This is a genomic window from Citricoccus parietis (genome assembly GCF_042433045.1).
Lineage (GTDB): Bacteria > Actinomycetota > Actinomycetes > Actinomycetales > Micrococcaceae > Citricoccus > Citricoccus parietis.
Genome location: NZ_JBHLWH010000021.1, coordinates 1 through 20,033 on the forward strand (window position 1 = coordinate 1; position 20,033 = coordinate 20,033).

The 20,033-nt window shown below is 67.0% G+C and carries 23 protein-coding genes and 1 tRNA gene; 6 read left to right on the forward strand and 18 right to left on the reverse strand.

The genetic code is table 11. The features are described 5' to 3' along the window. Nucleotides 1-29: 29 nt before the first annotated feature. The 11 genes from ACFFIO_RS07095 to ACFFIO_RS07145 form a co-directional block, all read right to left on the reverse strand. A complete protein-coding gene (locus ACFFIO_RS07095) occupies nucleotides 30-707 on the reverse strand; it encodes a recombinase family protein (protein WP_378040895.1) in 678 nt (225 codons plus the stop codon). Continuing rightward, nucleotides 701-859, reverse strand: a complete 159-nt coding sequence (locus tag ACFFIO_RS07100; protein ID WP_378040896.1) for a hypothetical protein — start codon at nucleotides 857-859, stop codon at nucleotides 701-703. Before ACFFIO_RS07100 ends, ACFFIO_RS07095 begins: the two co-directional genes overlap by 7 nt. 14 nt (nucleotides 860-873) lie before the next feature. Further along, nucleotides 874-1,068: a hypothetical protein gene (locus ACFFIO_RS07105; protein ID WP_378040897.1), complete on the reverse strand. Its 195-nt coding sequence runs from the start codon at nucleotides 1,066-1,068 to the stop codon at nucleotides 874-876. A gap of 105 nt (nucleotides 1,069-1,173) precedes the next feature. Then, nucleotides 1,174-1,512: a hypothetical protein gene (locus ACFFIO_RS07110; RefSeq protein WP_378040898.1), complete on the reverse strand. Its 339-nt coding sequence runs from the start codon at nucleotides 1,510-1,512 to the stop codon at nucleotides 1,174-1,176. Then, a complete protein-coding gene (locus ACFFIO_RS07115) occupies nucleotides 1,509-1,814 on the reverse strand; it encodes a hypothetical protein (RefSeq protein ID WP_378040899.1) in 306 nt (101 codons plus the stop codon). Before ACFFIO_RS07115 ends, ACFFIO_RS07110 begins: the two co-directional genes overlap by 4 nt. Before the next feature lie 290 nt (nucleotides 1,815-2,104). After that, nucleotides 2,105-4,228 (reverse strand): AAA family ATPase, encoded by a 2,124-nt coding sequence (locus ACFFIO_RS07120; RefSeq protein WP_378040900.1) that lies wholly within the window; start codon nucleotides 4,226-4,228, stop codon nucleotides 2,105-2,107. Continuing rightward, nucleotides 4,225-4,710 (reverse strand): hypothetical protein, encoded by a 486-nt coding sequence (locus ACFFIO_RS07125; RefSeq protein ID WP_378040901.1) that lies wholly within the window; start codon nucleotides 4,708-4,710, stop codon nucleotides 4,225-4,227. The genes ACFFIO_RS07120 and ACFFIO_RS07125 overlap by 4 nt, the downstream gene beginning before the upstream one ends. Before the next feature lie 83 nt (nucleotides 4,711-4,793). After that, nucleotides 4,794-5,255, reverse strand: coding sequence for a hypothetical protein (locus tag ACFFIO_RS07130; RefSeq protein WP_378040902.1), 462 nt, complete (start codon nucleotides 5,253-5,255; stop codon nucleotides 4,794-4,796). Next, complete coding sequence (locus ACFFIO_RS07135; RefSeq protein WP_378040903.1) at nucleotides 5,252-5,488, reverse strand: hypothetical protein; 237 nt, start codon at nucleotides 5,486-5,488, stop codon at nucleotides 5,252-5,254. Before ACFFIO_RS07135 ends, ACFFIO_RS07130 begins: the two co-directional genes overlap by 4 nt. After that, the gene (locus ACFFIO_RS07140) at nucleotides 5,485-5,721 is read right to left on the reverse strand and encodes a hypothetical protein (RefSeq protein WP_378040904.1); all 237 of its coding nucleotides are present in this window, start codon (nucleotides 5,719-5,721) and stop codon (nucleotides 5,485-5,487) included. The genes ACFFIO_RS07135 and ACFFIO_RS07140 overlap by 4 nt, the downstream gene beginning before the upstream one ends. A 225-nt stretch (nucleotides 5,722-5,946) precedes the next feature. After that, nucleotides 5,947-6,078: a helix-turn-helix domain-containing protein gene (locus ACFFIO_RS07145; protein WP_378040905.1), complete on the reverse strand. Its 132-nt coding sequence runs from the start codon at nucleotides 6,076-6,078 to the stop codon at nucleotides 5,947-5,949. 563 nt (nucleotides 6,079-6,641) lie between these two features. Here ACFFIO_RS07145 and ACFFIO_RS07150 point away from each other — a divergent pair. Then, a complete protein-coding gene (locus ACFFIO_RS07150) occupies nucleotides 6,642-7,379 on the forward strand; it encodes a TMEM164-related integral membrane acyltransferase (RefSeq protein WP_378040906.1) in 738 nt (245 codons plus the stop codon). Here ACFFIO_RS07150 and ACFFIO_RS07155 read toward each other — a convergent pair. Then, complete coding sequence (locus tag ACFFIO_RS07155) at nucleotides 7,345-8,088, reverse strand: DsbA family protein (RefSeq protein ID WP_378040907.1); 744 nt, start codon at nucleotides 8,086-8,088, stop codon at nucleotides 7,345-7,347. The two genes, ACFFIO_RS07150 and ACFFIO_RS07155, sit on opposite strands and share 35 nt — an antisense overlap. A 116-nt stretch (nucleotides 8,089-8,204) precedes the next feature. On the opposite strand from ACFFIO_RS07155, the gene ACFFIO_RS07160 reads away from it, so the two are divergent. Further along, a tRNA-Val gene (locus tag ACFFIO_RS07160) sits at nucleotides 8,205-8,281 on the forward strand. Nucleotides 8,282-8,407: 126 nt separating this feature from the next. After that, complete coding sequence (locus ACFFIO_RS07165; RefSeq protein WP_378040908.1) at nucleotides 8,408-10,381, forward strand: threonine/serine exporter family protein; 1,974 nt, start codon at nucleotides 8,408-8,410, stop codon at nucleotides 10,379-10,381. A 9-nt stretch (nucleotides 10,382-10,390) separates the two neighbouring features. Here the strand turns inward: ACFFIO_RS07165 and ACFFIO_RS07170 are convergent, their stop codons facing one another. Further along, a complete protein-coding gene (locus tag ACFFIO_RS07170; RefSeq protein WP_378040909.1) occupies nucleotides 10,391-11,080 on the reverse strand; it encodes a uracil-DNA glycosylase in 690 nt (229 codons plus the stop codon). A 124-nt stretch (nucleotides 11,081-11,204) separates the two neighbouring features. Between ACFFIO_RS07170 and ACFFIO_RS07175 the strand changes: the two genes are divergently transcribed. The 3 genes from ACFFIO_RS07175 (at nucleotide 11,205) to groL (ending at nucleotide 14,187) form a co-directional block, all read left to right on the forward strand. Continuing rightward, entirely contained in the window at nucleotides 11,205-11,522 is a 318-nt protein-coding gene (locus tag ACFFIO_RS07175; RefSeq protein WP_378040910.1) for a DUF3263 domain-containing protein, read from the forward strand. A gap of 96 nt (nucleotides 11,523-11,618) precedes the next feature. Continuing rightward, on the forward strand, nucleotides 11,619-12,302 hold the full coding sequence (locus tag ACFFIO_RS07180; RefSeq protein WP_378040911.1) for a LytR C-terminal domain-containing protein: 684 nt from the start codon (nucleotides 11,619-11,621) through the stop codon (nucleotides 12,300-12,302). A gap of 247 nt (nucleotides 12,303-12,549) precedes the next feature. Beyond that, nucleotides 12,550-14,187, forward strand: coding sequence for a chaperonin GroEL (gene groL / locus ACFFIO_RS07185; RefSeq protein ID WP_115932982.1), 1,638 nt, complete (start codon nucleotides 12,550-12,552; stop codon nucleotides 14,185-14,187). A gap of 124 nt (nucleotides 14,188-14,311) precedes the next feature. On the opposite strand, the gene ACFFIO_RS07190 is transcribed toward groL, so the two are convergent. From ACFFIO_RS07190 to ACFFIO_RS07210, 5 genes are all read right to left on the reverse strand, one after another. Continuing rightward, complete coding sequence (locus ACFFIO_RS07190; protein WP_378040912.1) at nucleotides 14,312-15,244, reverse strand: DUF4031 domain-containing protein; 933 nt, start codon at nucleotides 15,242-15,244, stop codon at nucleotides 14,312-14,314. A 141-nt stretch (nucleotides 15,245-15,385) separates the two neighbouring features. After that, nucleotides 15,386-15,676 (reverse strand): WXG100 family type VII secretion target, encoded by a 291-nt coding sequence (locus tag ACFFIO_RS07195; RefSeq protein ID WP_115932983.1) that lies wholly within the window; start codon nucleotides 15,674-15,676, stop codon nucleotides 15,386-15,388. A 92-nt stretch (nucleotides 15,677-15,768) separates the two neighbouring features. Then, complete coding sequence (locus tag ACFFIO_RS07200) at nucleotides 15,769-17,454, reverse strand: sensor histidine kinase (RefSeq protein WP_378040913.1); 1,686 nt, start codon at nucleotides 17,452-17,454, stop codon at nucleotides 15,769-15,771. A gap of 62 nt (nucleotides 17,455-17,516) precedes the next feature. Further along, on the reverse strand, nucleotides 17,517-18,224 hold the full coding sequence (locus ACFFIO_RS07205) for a response regulator transcription factor (protein ID WP_115932984.1): 708 nt from the start codon (nucleotides 18,222-18,224) through the stop codon (nucleotides 17,517-17,519). 70 nt (nucleotides 18,225-18,294) lie between these two features. Then, nucleotides 18,295-19,992: a DNA repair helicase XPB gene (locus ACFFIO_RS07210; protein ID WP_378040914.1), complete on the reverse strand. Its 1,698-nt coding sequence runs from the start codon at nucleotides 19,990-19,992 to the stop codon at nucleotides 18,295-18,297. Nucleotides 19,993-20,033: the final 41 nt, after the last annotated feature.

The window sequence follows — 20,033 nt, forward strand, 5'->3', positions numbered from 1 at the left end:
CACCGAAAAAGCCGCAGCCTAAAGGCCGCCTAACACACCGTGGTACCGCTTGACTTGAAAAATTCCGCCCGGGCAGAGGTGTACGCGCGGCGCACGGTGGACTCCTGCCAGGTGGCCAGACCTGTGGGGGACAGGTAGCCGTCGGCGGTCAGGTCTCGGGCAATCTGGTTGAAGGACTCTCCCGCGTCGCGCCGCTCGCAGATGCGGTTCAGCAGTGCAGCCGGTATCGCTGTGCGTCGCCCGTTGTGCTTACCGTCGCGCTTGCGAGCCGCGAGCGCTTCCTTGGTGCGCTGGGAGATCATGCGCCGCTCGAACTGGGCGAATGTGGCGAGCATGTTGGCCATGGCCTCGCCCGCTGGCGTGGAGAGGTCGATGGCCACGTCCAGCATCACGAGGTTCCAGCCCTGCGCCTGTGCGGTCTCCATGATGTCGGCGGCGTTCTTCATTGAGCGCGCCATGCGGTCCATCTTGGTGACCGTGAGAATGTCTGCCCGGCCCGAGCGCAGTAGGTCCAGCGCTCGGCGTAGCTCGGGGTTGATGTACTTGCCCGATCGGCCTAGGTCCATCAGGATTTCTAGGTCCCAGTCCCGCCGCGCGGCTTCCTCGCTGAGCTGGCGGACTTGCGCGGCGACGCCCAGCCCGGATTCCTCCTGCTCCTCGGTGCTGACGCGTACGTAGCCCAGGGCGCGCTTGCGTGCGTTCACCATGCCAGCACTGCCTGTAGGACGGCGCGGATGTCCTCGCGGTGGTACATCTGTTTGCTGCCGTCTTCCAGCTCGATGGCGATGAGGTCGCCGTAGCCGTGCCAAAAGTGGATCGGCGCGGTGTCCGTGATGGACCGCAATGTCGATTCCTGCATCGTGGGTTCCTCTCTCAGTGCCAGAAGCCAGCCGGGACGCGCTTGGTGCGCACTGCTCGCATGCCGGGTTCGTAATCCGCGTCGAGGGTCTCCTGCGCCTTCTTCTTGGCTTCCGTGGCCGTGCTGGCCTTCACGTCGATTTCCTCGCTGTACTCGCCGCGCCCGTCATTAGGGTGCGTGCAGTAGACGACAAAGTTGTCTTGGGTCATGGCATTTCTCCTAGTCAGAGGCGGAATCGTCCGGTTGCGCCTTCCGCCTGACGAGGAACCGTACTCTAAAGTGACGCAGATCACTACATGGCTTCTAATGGCCTGTCAAGGGGCTGATGGCCCGTTGCCCGGCTCGGACTGGTTTATCCCAGGAGCGGCCAGTTCTGCCCAGACAGGGTGGGTGTATTGGCTCGCGACTGCGAGCGCTTCACCCGCCAACGCCAAGAACCCGTCGGGCGAGCGCGTCAGGACATCGTCCGCAAGGGTCACGCCGATGTGTCGTTTGGTCGACACCGGTGCCCACCTGAGCATGTGCGCCAGCCGCGAGCCGTTGGCGTCTGGATATGCGGCGAACACTGCACGCGTCCAGATCGCTTCGCTGTCGGCTGCGATCAGTACTTCGGCGAGCGCAGCCACCGCCAGGTCCCGGTGGTCCACGATCATCTCCGACGCTTGCGGAGTCGTACCGGCGATGGCGTGGGCGCGGGTGGTGCCTCTTCCACGGCGGGCCGTTCGTCAGTTTCACCGAGGTCCACAAGGAATTCGCCTGAAGAAACGGCTTGGTCGAAGACCGACACCTTCAGATCCACCGCGTTCTTCCCGGCGTAGCCAGCCCGGTTCAACAAGTCCTGCGCAATCTGCACTCGGACCTTGATGTCGTTCTTCGAGTCCTGCATGAACAGCACCAGCAGCTCAGCGGCGTTGTCGGCCGCTTCTGCGATCCGCTCTGCCGCCTTCTTGCGCACCTGTGGAGCTCCACCGCCGTGCTTGCGACAGACAGTGGCGCCCTTGATCGGATAGTTCCTGCACGGTTCCCCATTCGTCCTGCGCGCCTTACACCTGGACGCTCCTTCGGTCTTCAGTTCCATCAGTCCTTCTCCACTTCTTGTCATGTGCACTTCTCTTCCTCCTCAGGTGACCCGGGGTGGGTCGAGTGAGTGACCCCGCCCCGACCTACTTCGTAGGGGTCGGGGGTCACCTCACTTTTCGACAACTGACCCGTGACCCGGGGGTAACCCGGGGTTACTTTCCGTGCTCATTCCCGAACCCAGAAATTCTGTGGAGAGTTCCGGGACGCTCCGCGCCGCTCCACCCTCAGCGGACCATCCTTACCGCACAGATCGGCCAGTACAGATTCGAGAATCGGCTTACCGATGTTGTTGCCGGTGGTACCGCCCAGAATCTTGTTCTGGGTAGCCCCGGGGTGCTCACGCACGTACGCGACCAACAGTTCCTCGGCCCTTCGGCGCTTGACCGACCCCTGCACGGTCGAGAGCTTGGCCTTGGCGTGCGCGCGCTCGGTGCCTTCCGTGGCCTCCTTCTGTGCCGCGTATTGCACCGCCGTCATGCCTGCGGACTTCTGCAGCACCAACGAGTCGCCCACCAACACCGGGTCCAGCACCAACGCCAGCTTCTCGGCGTTCTTCTGCTTTTCCTGGACCAAACCTGTCTGACCGCCGTTGAGGGGTTCGGCTCGGATATGTGCCCCGGCGCGCATCCGCAGCCAGTCGCCACCCCGGGCACGACCTCCTGCGGCGTTGGTGTGGTGGCCGACGATGACGGCTATGTCCAGGTACTGGGCCACGGCCCGTAGGCCACGGGTGACCAGTTCCATGCCCTCGCCGTTTTCCTCGCCGGTCATGAACTCCACCAACGGATCAATCACGACGGCCACGACTTTGCACTGCTGCTCTCGCTGAAAGCGCTCAACCGTTCGCACCACGCCCGCTGCACCGCGCGGAAGCGTGAGGTCAATGTTGCGGCCGAAGTACAGCCCCGGGGTGTCGGAGCCGTCGGTGTTGAATCTGTCCCATGCCTGGATGCGGGGTGTGAGCTGTTGCAGGCCCTCGCCCTGGAAGAACAGGACGGCCCCGTGCTGGACCGGCTGGCCCTGCCACTTCGTGCCCCGGCGTATCGACTTGGCCATGTCCAACAGTGCGAAGGTCTTCTTCGCCCCGGGTTCGCCATAGAGCACCGAATAGAAGCCCTGCGGCACCCAGCCATCGATGACAAACTGGGGCGGGTCCAGCGCGAGCACCTGCCCGTCTGACAGACCGTCCTCGACATAGTCCAGACGCTGGTCGTCACCGGCAAGGAACAGCGCCTCGACAGCCTCCAGCACCGCGTCCCTACCGTCAGCCGGGGCCTCCTGCCCCACCCGGTCCGTTTCCTCTGTCAAGCGTCCGGCAGTGCCGCCGTACCGGGTGAAGTAGTCCGTGATGTCTTCACCCGAACCAGATTCCAACCCCAACGCCGTCAGGTCGAGCACATGCGGCGTCGCCCCGGCGGACCGCAGACGGTCCGCCAGCTTGGCCGCCCCTTTAGCTCCGGCAGCGTCCGCGTCGTAGGCGATGAACACCCGCCGCCCGTTCAGAGCAGACAGATCCTTGGGTGGCACGGACGCCCCGCCGGTCCCCGTAACGGCGACGTACTGACCCTCGCTCTGCTGATTGGCCAGCAGGGCGTCCCATTCGCCTTCACAGAACAGCACCGGGACTGTCCCGGGGGCCTCCTGCAGGACCTGCGCCGGATACAGCATGGACGAGCTGTAGCCCTTCCACGAGATCATCTTGCTCTTGCTGGAGCCGGGCTTGTAGCGGCGGACGTTGCGAAGCTTGCCCCGTAGTTTGATCGGGATGGTCAGTCGTTCGCCGTCGAAGCCGATCTTGTACCGGGCCAACGTTTCCTCGGTTAGTCCTCGTTGGCTGGTGAGGAACCCCAGCATGTCCGCTTCCACTGAGTCCGGGTTTTGGGCCCGATCCTTCAACCGGTCGTGCCAGTCCAACCATGTGTCGCCGACATCGTTCAGGACTGGCGGCTCGGCTGGCACATCCGGCACGGCACGCAATGGCGACGTAGCACGACGACCTCGCTTTCGCAGGTTCAATACCGCACGCTTTCCCCGCAGGACATCGGCATCCACACCGAGGGCTTCCAACGCCGGCAAGATGTCTTCGACGGTTTCACAGCCCGCGTGGCACCACAGAACCACCGGCTGACTGTCCCCGACGCTCACGGACAGCGACGGCGACTTGTCGTTATGTGCGGGACAAACAGCCGTCCACTGGGTTGGTCCGGTCTGCCGATAGTCCGGCAGCCGGTCGAGGACGTGGGCCACGGCGTCCGGCGTCTCAGGCCAGTCTTCGTGCAGCGCTCTCATGCGCCCAGCTCCTTCACGCGTTCAGACAGGCGCATCACCCTGTGGCGGGCAGGGTTGAACGGCAGCGGTTCAGCATCGATCCAGACGGACACCCCGTGTCGCTCCGCGTCGGCGTCCATGTGGCACAGGATCTCGTAACCGCGCCAGGCATACTTTGGTGTCGGGCCGTTGCCGTAGAACACACCCCACAGTTCGGCCGCTAGAGCGCTCCCCGACCGTCCGAACAACCTTCCCCTCACCTCGTGGGCGCGGAGTCGCAGAGCAGCGTTTCCGGCCACGTCTAGCTGAGTCTCCTCGGGCGGGGTGACTGACCAGTCGATGCGCACCCTGACCGTAGCGCGCTCGACTTCAGTGAGGGACCGCACCGGCCAGCGCTTGGACAGAGGATCGCCGTTGCCGTCGTGGTCCTTGTAACTGTCGCGCACCCAGCGAGCCGAAACTTTCGGATAGGTGGCAACAGGGGCTACGCTTGTTTTGACCATGGTCTCCAGGAACCTTTCATTGGTCGAGGTGGCCCCGTGCGAGCTAGAAGGCTCGAACGGGGCCACTGGTCTTGGTGGATGGATTAGAGGACTGGAAAGCGCACCAGGTACTGACGCTTGATCCTCGAGTACTTGCCCTCTAGGCGGGATAGCGATCCCACGGGATCTTCCAGGTCGGTCAGAATATTGGCGATGCGACCTTCCATCTGGAAGACCTGTTTGGCGAGGTACTCGACGCTTGCCTCCAATCCGAAGAATTCGTCGAGTTTGGCCTCGTCCATCACTGCCGAGCCGTCGAACTCGGCATTGAGTTCGGCGATCCGAGCCGTCTTCGCCTGGAGCTCACCGAGCTTCCCGTTGAGATCGGCATGGAAAGCTACGGCATCCGCCGCTTGGCGGTCTGCATGGGCCGTTACCGCGCGATTCAGATCACGGATGGTCTCTTGCATTGCCTTCTTGCCATCCGGAGTCTGCGCGTACACACCCACGGCCTGATTGTTAAGGACGGTGTCGATGGCTTGGTTGATGGTCACGGCGCTGTTCATCGTTCGGCTCCTGCCTGGCGGCGCTTGCGGGACGCGACCCGTAGCTGGTCTGTGATCTGCTTGGTTTCCTGTTGGGCGATGGACTTCTTCGCGGCTATCTCCTGCCCACGGCTCAGGGTGTCCAAGGCCTTTTCCACGTCTCGCAACGGCGCGAGCTGGGACAGCTTCGTTGCCGCGCCCCGGCTGCTGGCCGTGGGGCCGAGCTTCGTTCCTCCGATGTCAATGGTGGTCATTTCGTTGTCTCCTTCTTTTGGGTGGTGTGAGTTGGGGTTGGCGTAACGAGAGCTGGGAAGCCCACTTCGTTGAGGTGTTGGACCAGGGCTCGGCGAATGATCGAACGCTTGGACTCGCCTGTCATCTGCGACAAATAGGTAAGGGCGTCGAACGTCGCTGTATTGACGTTGAGATGGACTTGATGTTGTCGCCCGTCCAGGGGCGTACCGGTTCGGTGAAATTCCTCAGACACTTGGTCTCCTTGAGGTTCGGGGTAGTGATTGCGGCTGAAGACCGCGAGAATTGAGGTCATGACTAACGACAGAAACGTCCCTGAAACTGACCTGATGAAGAAGGGTGCTCCCGGCGGGTACCTGAAACGAAAGCCATGGGTCCCTCCGAGGACGGCCAGGGAGAGGGAAGAGGCATCGGAGTACACCGGGGAACCGCTGCGCCAGCAGGCAAGTGGCCTTCGCCGCTAGAGCGCCTCTACGGTGTTCCGGGCGATGTAGTCGTCCAGGTCAGACTGACGAAAGCGCACGAACCTGCCCACCTTGACGTAGGTAATCTCGCGCCGGGCCACGGCATCCTGCAATTGCCTCTCGGTCATTCCGAGAGATGGCGCGGCCACTGGGATCGCTAGATTCGGGGCTTGGGGGTTCTTGAGGTTGGTTGCCATTGGTACTCCAGGGGACTCATGGAGCTGCATCTGGACGACAAAAAGCCCAGCAGCTCCAACGTTGATCGTTGGTGCTACCGGGCTAGGTAGTCTCTGGTGTCTTCTACGGCCTGACGGACAAAGCGTCAGATCAGTTGAACCCAAATGACAGTGCTACTCGTTCGTATAATCGTCCGCTCGTATCGGACGAGAAGTACGTTAGCCGCTGCGGCTCGGTTCGGCAACACGACGACCGACCCGTTCGGGGATCCCGCCGAAAACCCGTCGGAATCCCGCCCGACTGGGCCGGACGCCCCAATCCGGATGGGTACGTTTTAGCCCGCTTGGACGGGTGCACTTCTGCGAAAGCGCGGGTCTAATCGGATCCAAGCGTATAGAAGCGTTACCCCTCGTCAATGCCGCTAATCGGCCTTGTAAACAGGGGGTCACCGGTTCGAATCCGGTAGGGGGCTCCACCGCCGTCCTGCGCCCTCCGCGCTGGATAGCCTAGGGACATGAATTCGTTCCTGGACCCGCGGGCTCCGTATATCCCGTTGTTCGGGGCGGACCACCTGCTGGCCCTGGGGATGGTGCTGGCAGCCTTGGCCCTGCTGCTGGCGTTCCGCCGCCAGGTGCGGGACTTTGCCCCGGTGCTGCGCTGGGGCTTCCTGGTCCTGGCCCTCGTACAACAGGTGGCCCTGTACAGCTACCAGACGTTCGTGGCCGGCTGGGACTGGGGCGACTCCCTGCCACTGCACATCTCCCGCGTGACCACGCTGATCCTGATGGCGTACCTCATCACAGGGCGGCGCACGGTGCTGGAGGTGGGCTTCTACTTCGGTCTCTACGCGTACGCGACGTTCATCTACCCGCAGCGGATCCAGCCGATGGACCACCTCATGGGGTGGAGCTTCCTGGTCAGCCATGCCGTGACCATCCTGGTGCCGGTCCTCGCTGGGATCGTCGACGGATGGCGGCCCACCGTCCGCGGGCTGTGGCGGTCCTACGCCTGGTTCCTCGCATATTTCGGGGTAGTGCTGGGAGTCAACGCCCTCACGGACGGCAACTACTTCTACCTGAAGTTCCGGCCGTTCCTGCAGACCCTGCCCGACCCGCTCTACTGGCTGGCAGCCTGCGCGGCCACGTTGGCGCTGATGTGGATCGGCTACGCGGTGGCCCGGAGCATCCCCGTGCAGCGCGGAGTGCAGGGCGCCGAGGTCATCGCCCGGAGCGGTCTGTCAGCCAGGCCTTGAGGTCGCCGTGCTGCTCGGGGTTGTACAGCATCGAGTCGGCGGTCGAGTAGACCGAGGGGACGCCGCGGAGCCCGAAGTCGGAGAAGTCGGACATGGCGGCGGTGATCTGTGGGGCTCCACCGTCCTCGGTGACGCACTGCTCGACCGACGCGGTGCCTCCGCCGATGTCATCGGCCTGGGTCACCAGGGTGGCATCGTCCGGCTGGGCCGTTGCCTGCTCGAAGAGCCAGGACTGGAAGGCGTGCAGCTTGTTGCCGGCTGCCTCGTCCTCACTCCCGGTGCCCGCTTCCAGCGAACCCTCCAGGCAGTAGTACGCGTTGGCGGCCCGCGTGGACCAGGACTCCGGATCGCCCTGGCCCAGGAAGTCCACGATGCGGTAATCAGCCTCCAGCTCGCCACCGGACACCAGGCCGTGGATCAGGCCCCCGTTCTGCTCATGGAAGGCCGCGCAATGCGGGCAGGCGAAGTCCTCGAAGATCTGCACCCCGGAAGCCTCGGTCCCGGCCGTCTGCTCCGGTGCGGAGGACGAGGAGGCGGCCGGATCGGAGGAGCCGCCGTGCTCGGCATGGCGGATGGCATCGGCGCAACCCGTCAGAGCCACCACGGTGGCCGCCGCCAGGGCGAGGGTGACACCGAGCCGTGCCGGCCGGGGGGAGGATGTGGGGGAGGACGAAGTGGTGTCAGTGCTCTCGGCCGGGTTGGTGCGCATGACTGACATCCTAGGGGCGGTCCCGGACGGCGGAGGCGCCGTTTTCTGGTTCACCGCGTGTTCTGGTAGGCTTTCATAGCTGTTGGCCCCTCGTCAGAGTGCTGGCCCGGCATGATGGATCTTTAGCTCAGTTGGTTAGAGCGTTCGCTTCACACGCGAGAGGTCGCTGGTTCGAGTCCAGTAAGATCCACCACATCCTGAAGGGCCCGGAGCGGGCCCTTCAGTCGTTAACCGGGCGGTATCTCACAGGGCAGTACAGTGTTGTCCGGCGCCCACCGGATCAGGATGTGGCGGCGGCTCGGCAGGGAAGGGAGCGGCGGTGGAGAAGATCCCCGAAACCCGGTCTGGTCATCGGCACGCGCAGGAACCGCCCGCCGACCTCGCCCAGATCCCCATCATCAAGCCCTCCCGGCGCTCGCCGGAGGACTACCTCGACGCCACCGCCGGCACGGGCCCCGAGGCCGAACCGGAGACCGCGCCTGCGCCGACGTCGGCCATCGACTTCGCGCTCGGACCGGCGGCCGAGGCCGCCGGGCTCCCCACGACCGGTGGGCACCCCATGGCGCCGACCCCCACCCAGTCGGTCGAGACTGCCGACCCGGTGCGCACGGATTCCGGCACCACCGTGGTGGGCGGGCCGATCACGCCCGGCGGGGACGCCGGCGTCGGGCCGACCGATGCACGGCCGACCGACGGACCGCCGGGCGATGCGACCCTGACCGACACCCCGCTGACGGAACCGCCGGCCTCTGATCCGGTGCCGCAATCCGTGCTGGCGCCCTCCGAGCCGACCACGGGGGAGACCCCGGCGACGGCGCCGATCGGCACTACCGGCACCACCGGCACGGTCGGCGTCCCGGAGCGGGAGAAGAAGCCGTCGAAGGGCCGCCTTCGGTTCTCGGGCGGCTCCGCCTTCAAGCGGATGATGTACTCGGAGCCGCTGCCGACCCAGACGCTGTCCATCGTGGACCGGATCGCCACCAGCCCCTATGCCAACCCGTACCTGCGCACCACCCGCAACGCGGACGCCGATGCCCGGACCACCCTGGACTTTGCGCTGAAACTCGGCGAGACCATGTTCCGTTTCGGGGCCGGCGCCCTGGAGGTGGAGACCTCGATCATCGTGGTGACCCAGGCCTTCGGTGTCCACGAGACCGAGGTGGACATCACCAACCAGTCCATCGCCCTGAATTACGCGCCCAGCGGGAAGACCCCGTACTCCCTGCACCGCGTGGTGCGGTCCTGGTCGCAGAATTACGCCGGGCTGGCCCTGCTGCACCGTCTGGTCGCCGCGGTGGCCGCCGGGGAGATGGACCGGGACGAGGCTCAGCAGACCCTGGCTGACATCCGGCACAAGCCCAAACCCTTCCCGGGGTGGCTGACCACCGTGGCCGCGGGCCTGTTCTCCGCCACCTTCGTGGTGTTCATCGGCGGCGGAGTGGTGGGCGCCGGTGTGGCCTTCCTGTCCATGATGCTGATGATGACCGTGGTGGACCTGCTGGGCCGGGCCCGGATCCCGGAGTTCTTCTCCATCATGGCCGGCGGGTTCATCGCCACGATGATCGCGCTGGTGCTGTACACGTTGGACGTGGACCTCGCGCCGTCCCTCGTGGTGGCCGGCGGGATCATGCTGCTGTTGCCCTCGGGGCGCTTCGTCTCGGCCGTGCAGGATGCCATCAACGGCTTCCCGGTCACGGCGGCGGGCCGTTTCGTCTCGGCCTTCCTTGTCTTCGCCGCGCTGATCGCCGGGATTGTGGCCGCCACCGTGTTCGCCTCCATGCTCGGGGTCCGCGAGCTCGACCTGGCCCAGGAGCCCTTCGCGGACTACCCCGTGTGGCTGCTGGGCATCCTGGTGTTCGCGGCCGCCATCTGGAACTCCATCTTCGAGCAGTCCGAATGGCGCCTGCTGCTGCCCACCGCCGTGGTGTCCCTGGCCGGCTTTGCCGTGTATGTGGGTGCCGAGTTCATCGGCGTCGGGTCCCGGTTGACCCCCGCCATCGCCGCCGTGGCGATCGGCGCCCTGGGTCGCTACGTGGCCCTGCGCATGGGTGCCCCTCAGCTCGTGGTCGCCGTCCCCGGCATCCTCTTCCTGCTGCCGGGGCTGACCATCTTCCGTTCCATGTACAAGATCGCCATGGACACGGGGGAGATGATGGAGGGCGTCATCGGGCTCTTCAACGCCGCCGTCGTCATCATGGCCATCGCGGCGGGCGTGGTCCTCGGCGACACCATCGCCCGTCCGTTCACCACGGCCTTCCAGGCCAACGAACGGCGCCGCATCGGCCGTCGCTGACCGCGGCTCTCAGCCGATGCGCCAGTCGATCGGGGTGGCGCCAGCCTGCTGGAGCAACTCGTTCGTCCGGCTGAAGGGCTTCGAACCGAAGAACCCGCGGCGGGCGGACAGCGGCGAGGGGTGCGCGGACTCGACGATCCCCACCGGACTGGCCTGTGGCGCACATTCCTGCAGTACGGGAGCCATCTTCCGCGCATCGGCGCCCCAGAGGATCGCCACGAGCGGTGTGCCGCGGGAGGCCAGGGCCTGGACGGCGGCCTGCGTGATGCCCTCCCAGCCGAGCCTGCGGTGGCTGGCCGGCTCCCCGGCGGCCACCGTCAGCACGCGGTTGAGCAGCAGGACGCCCTGGTCCGCCCACGCGGTCAGGTCCCCGTGGGCGGCGGGCGGCACGCCCACATCGCTGGAGAGCTCCCGGTAGATGTTCGCCAGTGAGCGCGGCAGCGGGGACACGTGCCGGTCCACCGCGAAGCTCATCCCGATCGGGTGTCCCGGCGTCGGGTACGGGTCCTGCCCCAGGATGAGCACCTTCACCTGCTCGAAGGGCTGCCGGAAGGCGCGCAGCACGTTCTCCGGCGCGGGCAGGATCTGCTCTCCGGCCGCGCGTCGGGCCTGGATGTTCTGCCCGACGACGGCCAGGGCCTCGCGCTGCGAGGCCAGGGCGTGTTCCCAGCCGGGATCCAAGGGGGCGATGAGTTCCACGTCGGCAGACTACCGGTCCGGCCGGCGTCCTGCGTCCAGGCGCTGCCCCTCAGCGGTCGGGACGAATGACACGGGTGTAGTTTCGGCCGGTAGACTGTGGAGTACCCCGTTGGAAGGACCCCTCATGACTGCAGCGAACGCCGCCGAGCCGGACGGTGCACCGACCCCGTCTGAGAGTGCCGTGGACCCCGCCGTGGACGCATTGTCCGAGCGCGACCGGGACATCCTGGACTTCGAGGACCAGTGGTGGAAGTACGGCGGGGCGAAGGACCAGGCCATTCGCGACCGGTTCTCCCTCTCGGCCACCACGTACTACCAGGTGCTCAACGGTCTGCTGGACCGTCAGGAGGCGCTGGCGCACAAGCCCATGCTTGTCAAGAGATTGCGTAGACTACGGACCACGCGCCACCGTGCACGCAGTGCCCGGCGGCAGGAGGCCTGAGCACCGCACCGGTGGTCGGGCCGTGTCCATCTCCATGACGTCCCCCGCAGACCCGGGAGCCACGCCGTGGAGCCGAGAATCTGGTGATGGTGGCCAATGACGCAGTACCCGCACGATCAATTCGACGATGTCCCCGCCTACAAGGACCGCAAGGGAACCCACCGGGCCGACCCCTCCCTGACGACCGGTTCGTCGGGCCTGGTGGGAATCTCCGTCGCGGCCGCCCTGGCCCTGGCCGTGGGAGCCTTCTCCTTCCTGGTCCTGCCCTCCCTGTTGCCCTCCGACCCGGCCAACGCGGGTGCCTCCGCCAGCGCATCGGCCACGGCGGAGGCCTCCGCGGAGTCCACCGGGCCCGAGGCCGGCCCCACCGGCGAGATGACGTCCTCACCGGAGGATCTCGAATCCTCTGAGCCCTCCGAACCGTCCGAGACCACGGCATCCGGGGAGGCGTCCTCCGCCGTGTCTGATCCGGCCGAGTCTGATCCTGCCGAGTCTGAAACGGCCGCGGACACCGGGGACACCTCCGCGCCCGTCGAGGTCTACAACGCCTCCTCGATCGGTGGCCTGGCCGGCCGGGTCTCCGGCACCCTGTCCTCCGGCGGCTTCACCGTGGCCGGCTCCGGGAACTGGCAGGGTTTCTCCGTGTCCGGCTCGGCCGTGTATTACTCGCAGAACGAGACCACCGCCCAGGCCGTGGCTGCCGAGCTGGGACTTCCGCTGATCTACGCGGCCAGCGTGCCCGGCGTCGCCGTGGTGCTCAGCTCCGACTACGCCGGCTGATTCGTCCACACGCTGAAAAGCCGTCCCACAGACCGGCTGCTGTTTGCACTCGGAGGGTGCGAGTGCTAAATATGGACTTAGCACTCTGAGGTTGTGACTGCCAAAACCCGCAGGCATGCGGGTGGTCGTGGCCTCGGAGCAGACCTGAACGTGGTGAGGCCCGGCTCCGGGCCGTCCGTCGCGGGCACTGCACAGGTCAGTTGAACACTGCCAAGCAACGCCAAGGTCCAGAAAGGACAGTGCACACATGGCCAAGACCATTGCATTCGACGAAGAGGCGCGCCGCGGCCTGGAACGGGGTCTGAACACCCTGGCCGACGCGGTCAAGGTCACCCTCGGCCCCCGCGGCCGCAACGTGGTGCTGGAGAAGAAGTGGGGCGCCCCCACGATCACCAATGACGGTGTCTCCATCGCCAAGGAGATCGAGCTCGACGATCCGTACGAGAAGATCGGTGCCGAGCTCGTCAAGGAAGTTGCCAAGAAGACTGACGACGTCGCCGGTGACGGCACCACCACCGCCACCGTGCTGGCCCAGGCCCTCGTCAAGGAAGGCCTGCGCAACGTCGCGGCCGGAGCTGACCCGCTCTCCCTGAAGCGCGGCATCGAGAAGGCCGTCGCCGCCGTCATCGAAGAGCTCGTGGCCTCCGCGAAGCCGATCGAGACCAAGGAGCAGATCGCCGCCACCGCGTCCATCTCCGCCGCTGACACCCAGATCGGCTCGCTCATCGCCGAGGCGCTGGACAAGGTCGGCAAGGAAGGCGTCGTCACCGTCGAGGAGTCCCAGACCTTCGGCCTGGAGCTCGAGCTGACCGAGGGCATGCGCTTCGACAAGGGCTACCTCTCCGGCTACTTCGTCACCGACGCCGAGCGCCAGGAGACGGTGCTGGAGGATCCCTACATCCTCATCGTCAACTCCAAGATCTCCACCGTGAAGGACATGGTTGCCCTTCTCGAGAAGATCATGCAGTCCGGCAAGTCCCTGCTGATCATCGCCGAGGACGTCGAGGGCGAAGCCCTGGCCACCCTCGTGGTCAACAAGCTCAAGGGCACCTTCAAGTCCGTGGCCGTCAAGGCCCCGGGCTTCGGTGACCGCCGCAAGGCCATGCTGGCTGACATCGCCATCCTCACCGGTGGCCAGGTCATCTCCGAAGAGGTCGGCCTGACCCTGGAGAACGCCGGCATCGAGACCCTGGGCACCGCCCGCAAGGTCGTCATCACCAAGGACGAGACCACCATCGTCGAGGGTGCCGGCGATGCCGAGCAGATCGCCGGCCGAGTGGCCCAGATCCGTGCCGAGATGGAGAACACCGACTCGGACTACGATCGCGAGAAGCTGCAGGAGCGCCTGGCCAAGCTGGCCGGCGGCGTGGCCGTCATCAAGGCCGGTGCCGCCACCGAGGTCGAGCTCAAGGAGCGTAAGCACCGCATCGAGGACGCCGTGCGCAACGCCAAGGCAGCGGTGGAGGAGGGCATCGTCGCCGGCGGCGGCGTGGCCCTGACCCAGGCGGGTGCCAAGGCCTTCGTCAAGCTCTCCCTGGAGGGTGACGAGGCCACCGGCGCCAACATCGTCAAGGTCGCCATCGAGGCCCCGATGAAGCAGATCGCCTTCAACGCCGGCCTGGAGCCGGGCGTCGTGGCTGCCAAGGTCCGCTCCCTGCCCGACGGTCACGGCCTCAACGCCGCCACCGGCGAGTACGAGGACCTGCTGGCCGCCGGCGTCAACGATCCGGTCAAGGTGACCCGCTCTGCCCTGCAGAACGCCGCCTCGATCGCCGGTCTGTTCCTCACCACCGAGGCCGTCGTGGCCGACAAGCCCGAGCCGGCTTCGGCCATGCCGGGCGGCGACGACATGGGCGGCATGGGTGGCATGGGTGGCATGATGTGATCCAGTGACCCCTGAGGTTCACTGAGCGCCCAGCTCTCACGGAACCCCCACCTTCTCGCTTTCAGTCGAGTTGGTGGGGGTTCCGGCGTTTAACACCCACGCCAACTCGACTGAAAACGAGGGGTCAGCGGGTCCAGTGCCGCGCGGTGGGATGCAGCTCGGCGGACAGGTTCCGCCGGGCATTGCGCTCCCAGAGCCTCGTGCCGGTGGTGGTCCGGTACAGGGGGTCCAGGGCGAGCAGGGACTGGACGACGCCGGCCCGCCCGGTGGCGAAGTCAGCGTCCGGTACGTGCGCGAAGTCCTGGCGCACGGCCGACAGGTAGCGGGCATAGTCCCCCCGGGAACGGCCCAGCACCTCCAGGTCGGCGTCGCTGAACACCGCCCCCGTCCGGTCGCCCGGGTCCGGATCATGGGTCACGGTCATCCGCACGAGCCGTGCCGTCTCCTCGATCTCCGGATCCGGCAGGCCCAACTCGGACAGGGCCCGTTCGGCCAGCACGGCGGAGTCCTCCTCGTCCCGCCCCGCCGGCAGGGCCGGGTCGCCACGGTAGACGGCATCGTGAAACCAGGCGGCCAGCTTCACGCTGCGCGTCCACCGGCCGCAGTCCTCGCCGTGTCTGACCAGCACGTCGATGGCCCTGAGCACGGCCAGCAGGTGCGAGCGATCGTGGTAGTGCCGGTGCGGCTCGGACCACCGGGCCAACAGGTCCGCCACCACCGGTTCCCGCTCCAGGGGAGAGGCCCCGGGGAACAGCCGATTGAACCGCTGGGTGAGGATCTTGTCCAGCTTGCCCGCCCGTTGGGCCGCCGGGATGCGCAGCCCGGAGGCCACGAGCCGGCGGACCAGATCCGCACCGCTGACCTCCTCGGCACCGCGCGCCACGAGCTCCGGATAGCGCTCCACGGGGACGTCATAGTGGTCACCGTCGAAGGCGCGCCGGGAGATTCCGGCCGCCGACGCGAAGGCGTGCAGTTCCTCGAGGGAGCGGTCCGAGACCAAGTGGGAGAACACGGTGCCGTGGGCCGGCCACCGCGCCGGATCGATCAGCACCGTCATGCAGCCCATCCTAGTTTTCCGTCGACTGGGTGTGGGTATCTCACCTCGACACACCCACACCAACTCGACTGAAGGCGTGGGACCTCGACTGAAGGCGGGGGGCGTGGAACGTGGGACGTGGAAGGGACAGGGGAAGAAGGGTCAGCCGCGGAACATGGAGGCGTTGGCCGTCTCGGCGTCCAGGTACTGCTGGGCCGCATGGGTCATGGCGCCGCGAATGGACACGAGGGACTCCTCCACCCGGGCCTGGGTGGCACGCCATTCCGTGAGGATGGCCTGGAAATTGTTGGCGGCCTGGCCGCGCCAGGTGTCCTGGAGCTGACGGAGGTTCGCCTCCATGGCGTTCACCTCGGTCTGGAGGCGGCCGATGGAGGACTCCACGGCCTGGCTCTTGGCCATGAGGTCTTCGGTGTCGATCTGGACGAGTGCCATGTTCTCTCCTGCGGGGCTGGGGGCCAGCACGGAACGGTGTTGTCCCGGCTCGTCCCACGCTAGGCAGGCGCACGCACCGGTGGGGCCGGCGGCTACCCGGATGTGGAGGTCAGGCCGGAACCGGGCGGCTGTGGAGGACGCGGCGGGATGGCCAGGGGGCCGGTCGAGGTGTCCTCCCGGGCGCCCGGGGCCTCGGTCTCCGTGTCGCCATCGGAGGCTTCTCCATCCTGAGGCAGACCATCCTCGTCCGCCGTGGGGTCAACCCAGGGCATCCGCACCGACATGGTGGCCCCACCGCCGGGGGTCTGCTCCAACCGGACGGTGCCGTCGTGCTGAGCCACGATGGCCGCCACGATGGCCAGCCCCAGACCGGTGCCACCGGTCTCGCGCTGCCGGGAGGAGTCGGCCCGGTAGAAGCGCTCGAAGACGCGGGAGGCATCCTGCTCGTCGATGCCCGGTCCGTGGTCCCGGATCTCGATCACGGAATCGCGGGATCCGTGCATCTGCCGGCCGTCGGCGTGGACGGATCCGGGGAGCACGTCCACGGTGCCCACGGCGATCTCCAGCGGGGTCCCCGCCGGGGAGTACCGCAGCGCGTTGGTGACCAGGTTGGTGACCACCTGGCGGATCTTGCCCTCGTCGCCGAGCGTGGGCGCGGAACCGGCGCGGCCGCCGTCGAGCCCCTCGAGGCTGATCGCGCGGTCCGGGGCGTTCACACGGGCGTCCAGGACGGCGTCGTTGGCCAGGAGCATGAGGTCCACCGGCCGGTGCTCGAGCGGGCGCTGCTCGTCCAGGCGGGCGAGGGTGAGGAGGTCCTCCACCAGCTGGCCCATGCGCTTGGCCTCGCCCTCGATCCGGCCCATGGCCGCACCGACGTCGTCCGGATCGCTGATCCCGCCGTGGCGGTACAGCTCGGAGAATCCGCGGATCGTCACCAGCGGGGTGCGCAACTCGTGCGAGGCATCCTGGATGAAACGGCGCATGCGCTCCTCGGACTGCTCCTTGGACCGGAAGGCCGTCTCGATGTGGGCGAGCATGGCGTTGAGGGACCGGGACAGGCGGCCGACCTCGGTGTCCGGGGCGCCCATCTCGACACGGCGGGACAGGTCCCCGGCGGCGATCTGGGCGGCGGTCCGCTCCACCCGCAACAGGGGCTTGAAGGCGCGCGTGGTCACGGCGTAGGCGATGACCGAGGCGCCGGCGGTGGCCAGCAGGCCGATGGTGACCACGAGGGAGGTCACCCGGTCCACGGAGTCGTGGACGGGTTCCAGGGGCAGGGCGATGGCCAGCGAACCCTCACCGGAGGCCAGCCGGTACATCGTCACCCGCCAGCCGCGGGAGGCCTCCGTGGTCCCGGAGACGTCGAAGGCCTCGTTGTTGCGTTCCACAACCTCGTCCGCGGTCAGCGACGGGACCACCGGGCGGTCCTCGTTGGCCCCCGTGAAGGAGGAGTTGGTGGTGGTGTTGCCCGCATTGTCCTGCAGCTCACCGTAGAAGCGCAGGATGGACTGCGGTGAGGAGAAGTACCCGGTGTCCGTCCCCAGGCTCGTCAGGTAGACCGAGACGTTGTTGCGGTTGGCATGGAGGTCATCGTCGATCTGGCGGACGAGCTCCTGCCGGAACAGGGAGGCGGTCAGGGCGGCGGTGACGATCACGGCCAGCAGCATCAGGCCGGTGGTCATGACCACCAGCTGCGTCCGCAGGGAGGAGGTCTTCCAGAGCCGGGCGAGCTCGTGGAACGGCCTGAAGCGCCCGGCGCGGTTCACGGTTGCAGGCATGCGTTCAAGGATACGGATCCCCGGGACCAGCTATCCCCGGCCACCAGACGGGACAGGCCGGATCAGCGCTTGTCCGCGGATCGCAGCAGGTAGCCGACGCCGCGCTTGGTCTGGATCATGTCCGGCAGGTCGGCGCGGTCGATCTTGCGGCGCAGGTAGGAGATGTAGGACTCCACGATGGAGGCGTCTCCGTTGAAGTCGTACTCCCAGACATGGTCCAGGATCTGCGACTTGGACAGCACCCGGTTGGGATTCATCATCAGGTAGCGCAGGAGCTTGAACTCGGTGGGGGAGAGCTCCACGACCTCGCCGGCGCGGCGGACCTCATGGGCGTCGTCATCGAGTTCCAGGTCGTCCACGCGGAGGATGGCCTCGTCTCCCTCGGCCGGTGCGGTGCGGCGCAGCACGGCGCGGATGCGGGCCACCACCTCGTCCAGGGAGAACGGCTTGGTGACGTAGTCATCCCCGCCGACGGTCAATCCGGTGACCTTGTCCTCCGTGTCATCACGGGCGGTCAGGAACAGCACGGGGAAGTGACGGCCGGCGGCACGGAGCTTGCGCGTCACGGTGAAACCGTCCATGTCCGGCAGCATGACGTCCAGCACGGCCAGGTCCGGTTGCTCCTTCTCGGCGGCGGCCAGGGCGTCACGTCCGTTGGCGGCCGCGACCACCTCGAATCCGGCGAACCGCAGGGAGGTGGAGAGGAGCTCGCGGATGTTCGGCTCGTCATCCACGACCAGGAGCTTGGCTTCGGGTTCCTTTGACTTCATGTCTCCATCGTCCACCCGTTCGCTGGACGTTTGCTGAATGACTGCTGGATGCAGTGGCCTGACGGGCGGCTCAACTCGGCGTCAGGTCCCCGGCATCGAGGATCGTGTACGAGTAGCCCTGCTCGGCCAGGAACCGCTGGCGCTTCTGTGCATACTCCTGATCCAGGGTGTCCCGGGAGACCACGGTGTAGAAGTGGGCCGACTTGCCGTCCTCCTTGGGTCGCAGCAGCCGTCCCAGCCGCTGGGCCTCCTCCTGCCGGGACCCATAGGACCCGGAGACCTGGATCGCCACGGAGGCCTCGGGCAGGTCGATCGAGAAGTTCGCGACCTTGGACACCACCAGCACGCCGATCCGGCCCTCGCGGAACTCGCCGAACAGACGCTGCCGTTCGGCCACGGAGGTGGCCCCCGTCAGCACCGGCGCCTCCAGCAGCTCGCCCAGCTCGGCGAGCTGATCCAGGTACTGCCCGATCACCAGCACCTGCTCGCCGGGGTGCCTGGCCACCAGGGACCTCACCACCGGCAGCTTGATGTCCGAGGAGGAGCACAGCCGGTACTTGTCCGCATCTTCGGCCATCGCGTAGGCGATCCGCTCGTCCCGCGGCAGGTCCACGCGGACCTCGATGCACTCGGCGGGCGCGATGTAGCCCTGGGCCTCGATGTCCTTCCACGGGGCGTCATAGCGCTTGGGGCCGATGAGGGAGAACACCTCGGACTCCCGCCCGTCCTCACGCACCAGGGTGGCGGTGAGCCCGAGCCGGCGCCGTGCCTGCAGGTCCGCCGTCATCCGGAAGATGGGGGCCGGCAGCAGGTGCACCTCGTCGTAGATGATCAGCCCCCAGTCGTGCCCGTTCACCAGCTCCAGGTGCGGGTAGAGGCCGCCGCGCTTCAGGGTCAGCACCTGGTAGGTGGCGATCGTCACGGGGCGCACCTCCTTGACGGAGCCCGAGTACTCGCCGATCTCCGCCTCCGTCAGCGTGGTGCGCTTGAGCAGCTCGGCCTTCCACTGCCGTGCCGAGACGGTGTTGGTCACCAGGATCAGCGTGGTCGCGTTCGCCGTGGCCATGGCGCCGGCGCCCACCAGGGTCTTGCCAGCGCCACACGGCAGGACCACGACGCCGGACCCGCCGGCCCAGAAGTTCTCCACCGCCAGGCGCTGGTAGGGACGCAATCGCCAGGGTTCCGCGGGCTGGGCGCCGGCCGGGCCGGCGTCGGGCGCCTCCCCGGTGTCCGGCACCTCGGTGAGGCCGATGGGATAGGGGGTGCCGTCCACGTAGCCGGCGAGGTCCTCGGCGGGCCAGCCGAGCTTGAGCAGCTGCTGCTTGAGCTGGCCGCGGCTGGCGGTGTGCACCACCACGGTCTCCCCGTTGATGCGCGGCCCGAACATCTCGGCGGTCTTCTTCGCGTGCAGCACCTCCTCGAGCACGGGGTAGTCGTCAGTCCGCATCACGAGGCCGTGGACCGGGTCGTTCTCCAGGCGCAGCCGGCCGTAGCGGGACATGGTGTCGTCGATGTCCAGCAGCAGGGCATGGGGGACCGGGTACCGGGAGTAGGTCAGCAGCACGTCCAGCACGCGTTCGGCGTCCACCCCGGCGGCCCGCGCGTTCCACAGGCCCAGGTTCGTGATCCGGTAGGTGTGCACGTGCTCCGGTGCGCGCTCCAGCTCGGCGAAGGACGCGAGGGCGTGCCGAGCCTCGGTGGCCTGGGAGTGGTCCACCTCCAACAGCACGGTCTTGTCCGACTGGACGATCAGGGGACCATCGGCCACGGGTGCTCCTTCGGTACGGCGGGGATACTGACGGTCAGGTG

Excerpts from the sequence above, each read along its gene's own strand:
- ACFFIO_RS07095 (WP_378040895.1), bottom strand. The coding sequence starts at position 707 with ATGGTGAACGCACGCAAGCGCGCCCTGGGCTACGTACGCGTCAGCACC.
- ACFFIO_RS07100 (WP_378040896.1), bottom strand. The coding sequence starts at position 859 with ATGCAGGAATCGACATTGCGGTCCATCACGGACACCGCGCCGATCCAC.
- ACFFIO_RS07105 (WP_378040897.1), bottom strand. The coding sequence starts at position 1,068 with ATGACCCAAGACAACTTTGTCGTCTACTGCACGCACCCTAATGACGGG.
- ACFFIO_RS07110 (WP_378040898.1), bottom strand. The coding sequence starts at position 1,512 with ATGATCGTGGACCACCGGGACCTGGCGGTGGCTGCGCTCGCCGAAGTA.
- ACFFIO_RS07120 (WP_378040900.1), bottom strand. The coding sequence starts at position 4,228 with ATGAGAGCGCTGCACGAAGACTGGCCTGAGACGCCGGACGCCGTGGCC.
- ACFFIO_RS07125 (WP_378040901.1), bottom strand. The coding sequence starts at position 4,710 with ATGGTCAAAACAAGCGTAGCCCCTGTTGCCACCTATCCGAAAGTTTCG.
- ACFFIO_RS07130 (WP_378040902.1), bottom strand. The coding sequence starts at position 5,255 with ATGAACAGCGCCGTGACCATCAACCAAGCCATCGACACCGTCCTTAAC.
- ACFFIO_RS07135 (WP_378040903.1), bottom strand. The coding sequence starts at position 5,488 with ATGACCACCATTGACATCGGAGGAACGAAGCTCGGCCCCACGGCCAGC.
- ACFFIO_RS07145 (WP_378040905.1), bottom strand. The coding sequence starts at position 6,078 with ATGACCGAGAGGCAATTGCAGGATGCCGTGGCCCGGCGCGAGATTACC.
- ACFFIO_RS07150 (WP_378040906.1), top strand. The coding sequence starts at position 6,642 with ATGAATTCGTTCCTGGACCCGCGGGCTCCGTATATCCCGTTGTTCGGG.
- ACFFIO_RS07155 (WP_378040907.1), bottom strand. The coding sequence starts at position 8,088 with ATGCGCACCAACCCGGCCGAGAGCACTGACACCACTTCGTCCTCCCCC.
- ACFFIO_RS07175 (WP_378040910.1), top strand. The coding sequence starts at position 11,205 with ATGACTGCAGCGAACGCCGCCGAGCCGGACGGTGCACCGACCCCGTCT.
- ACFFIO_RS07180 (WP_378040911.1), top strand. The coding sequence starts at position 11,619 with ATGACGCAGTACCCGCACGATCAATTCGACGATGTCCCCGCCTACAAG.
- groL (WP_115932982.1), top strand. The coding sequence starts at position 12,550 with ATGGCCAAGACCATTGCATTCGACGAAGAGGCGCGCCGCGGCCTGGAA.
- ACFFIO_RS07190 (WP_378040912.1), bottom strand. The coding sequence starts at position 15,244 with ATGACGGTGCTGATCGATCCGGCGCGGTGGCCGGCCCACGGCACCGTG.
- ACFFIO_RS07195 (WP_115932983.1), bottom strand. The coding sequence starts at position 15,676 with ATGGCACTCGTCCAGATCGACACCGAAGACCTCATGGCCAAGAGCCAG.
- ACFFIO_RS07200 (WP_378040913.1), bottom strand. The coding sequence starts at position 17,454 with ATGCCTGCAACCGTGAACCGCGCCGGGCGCTTCAGGCCGTTCCACGAG.
- ACFFIO_RS07205 (WP_115932984.1), bottom strand. The coding sequence starts at position 18,224 with ATGAAGTCAAAGGAACCCGAAGCCAAGCTCCTGGTCGTGGATGACGAG.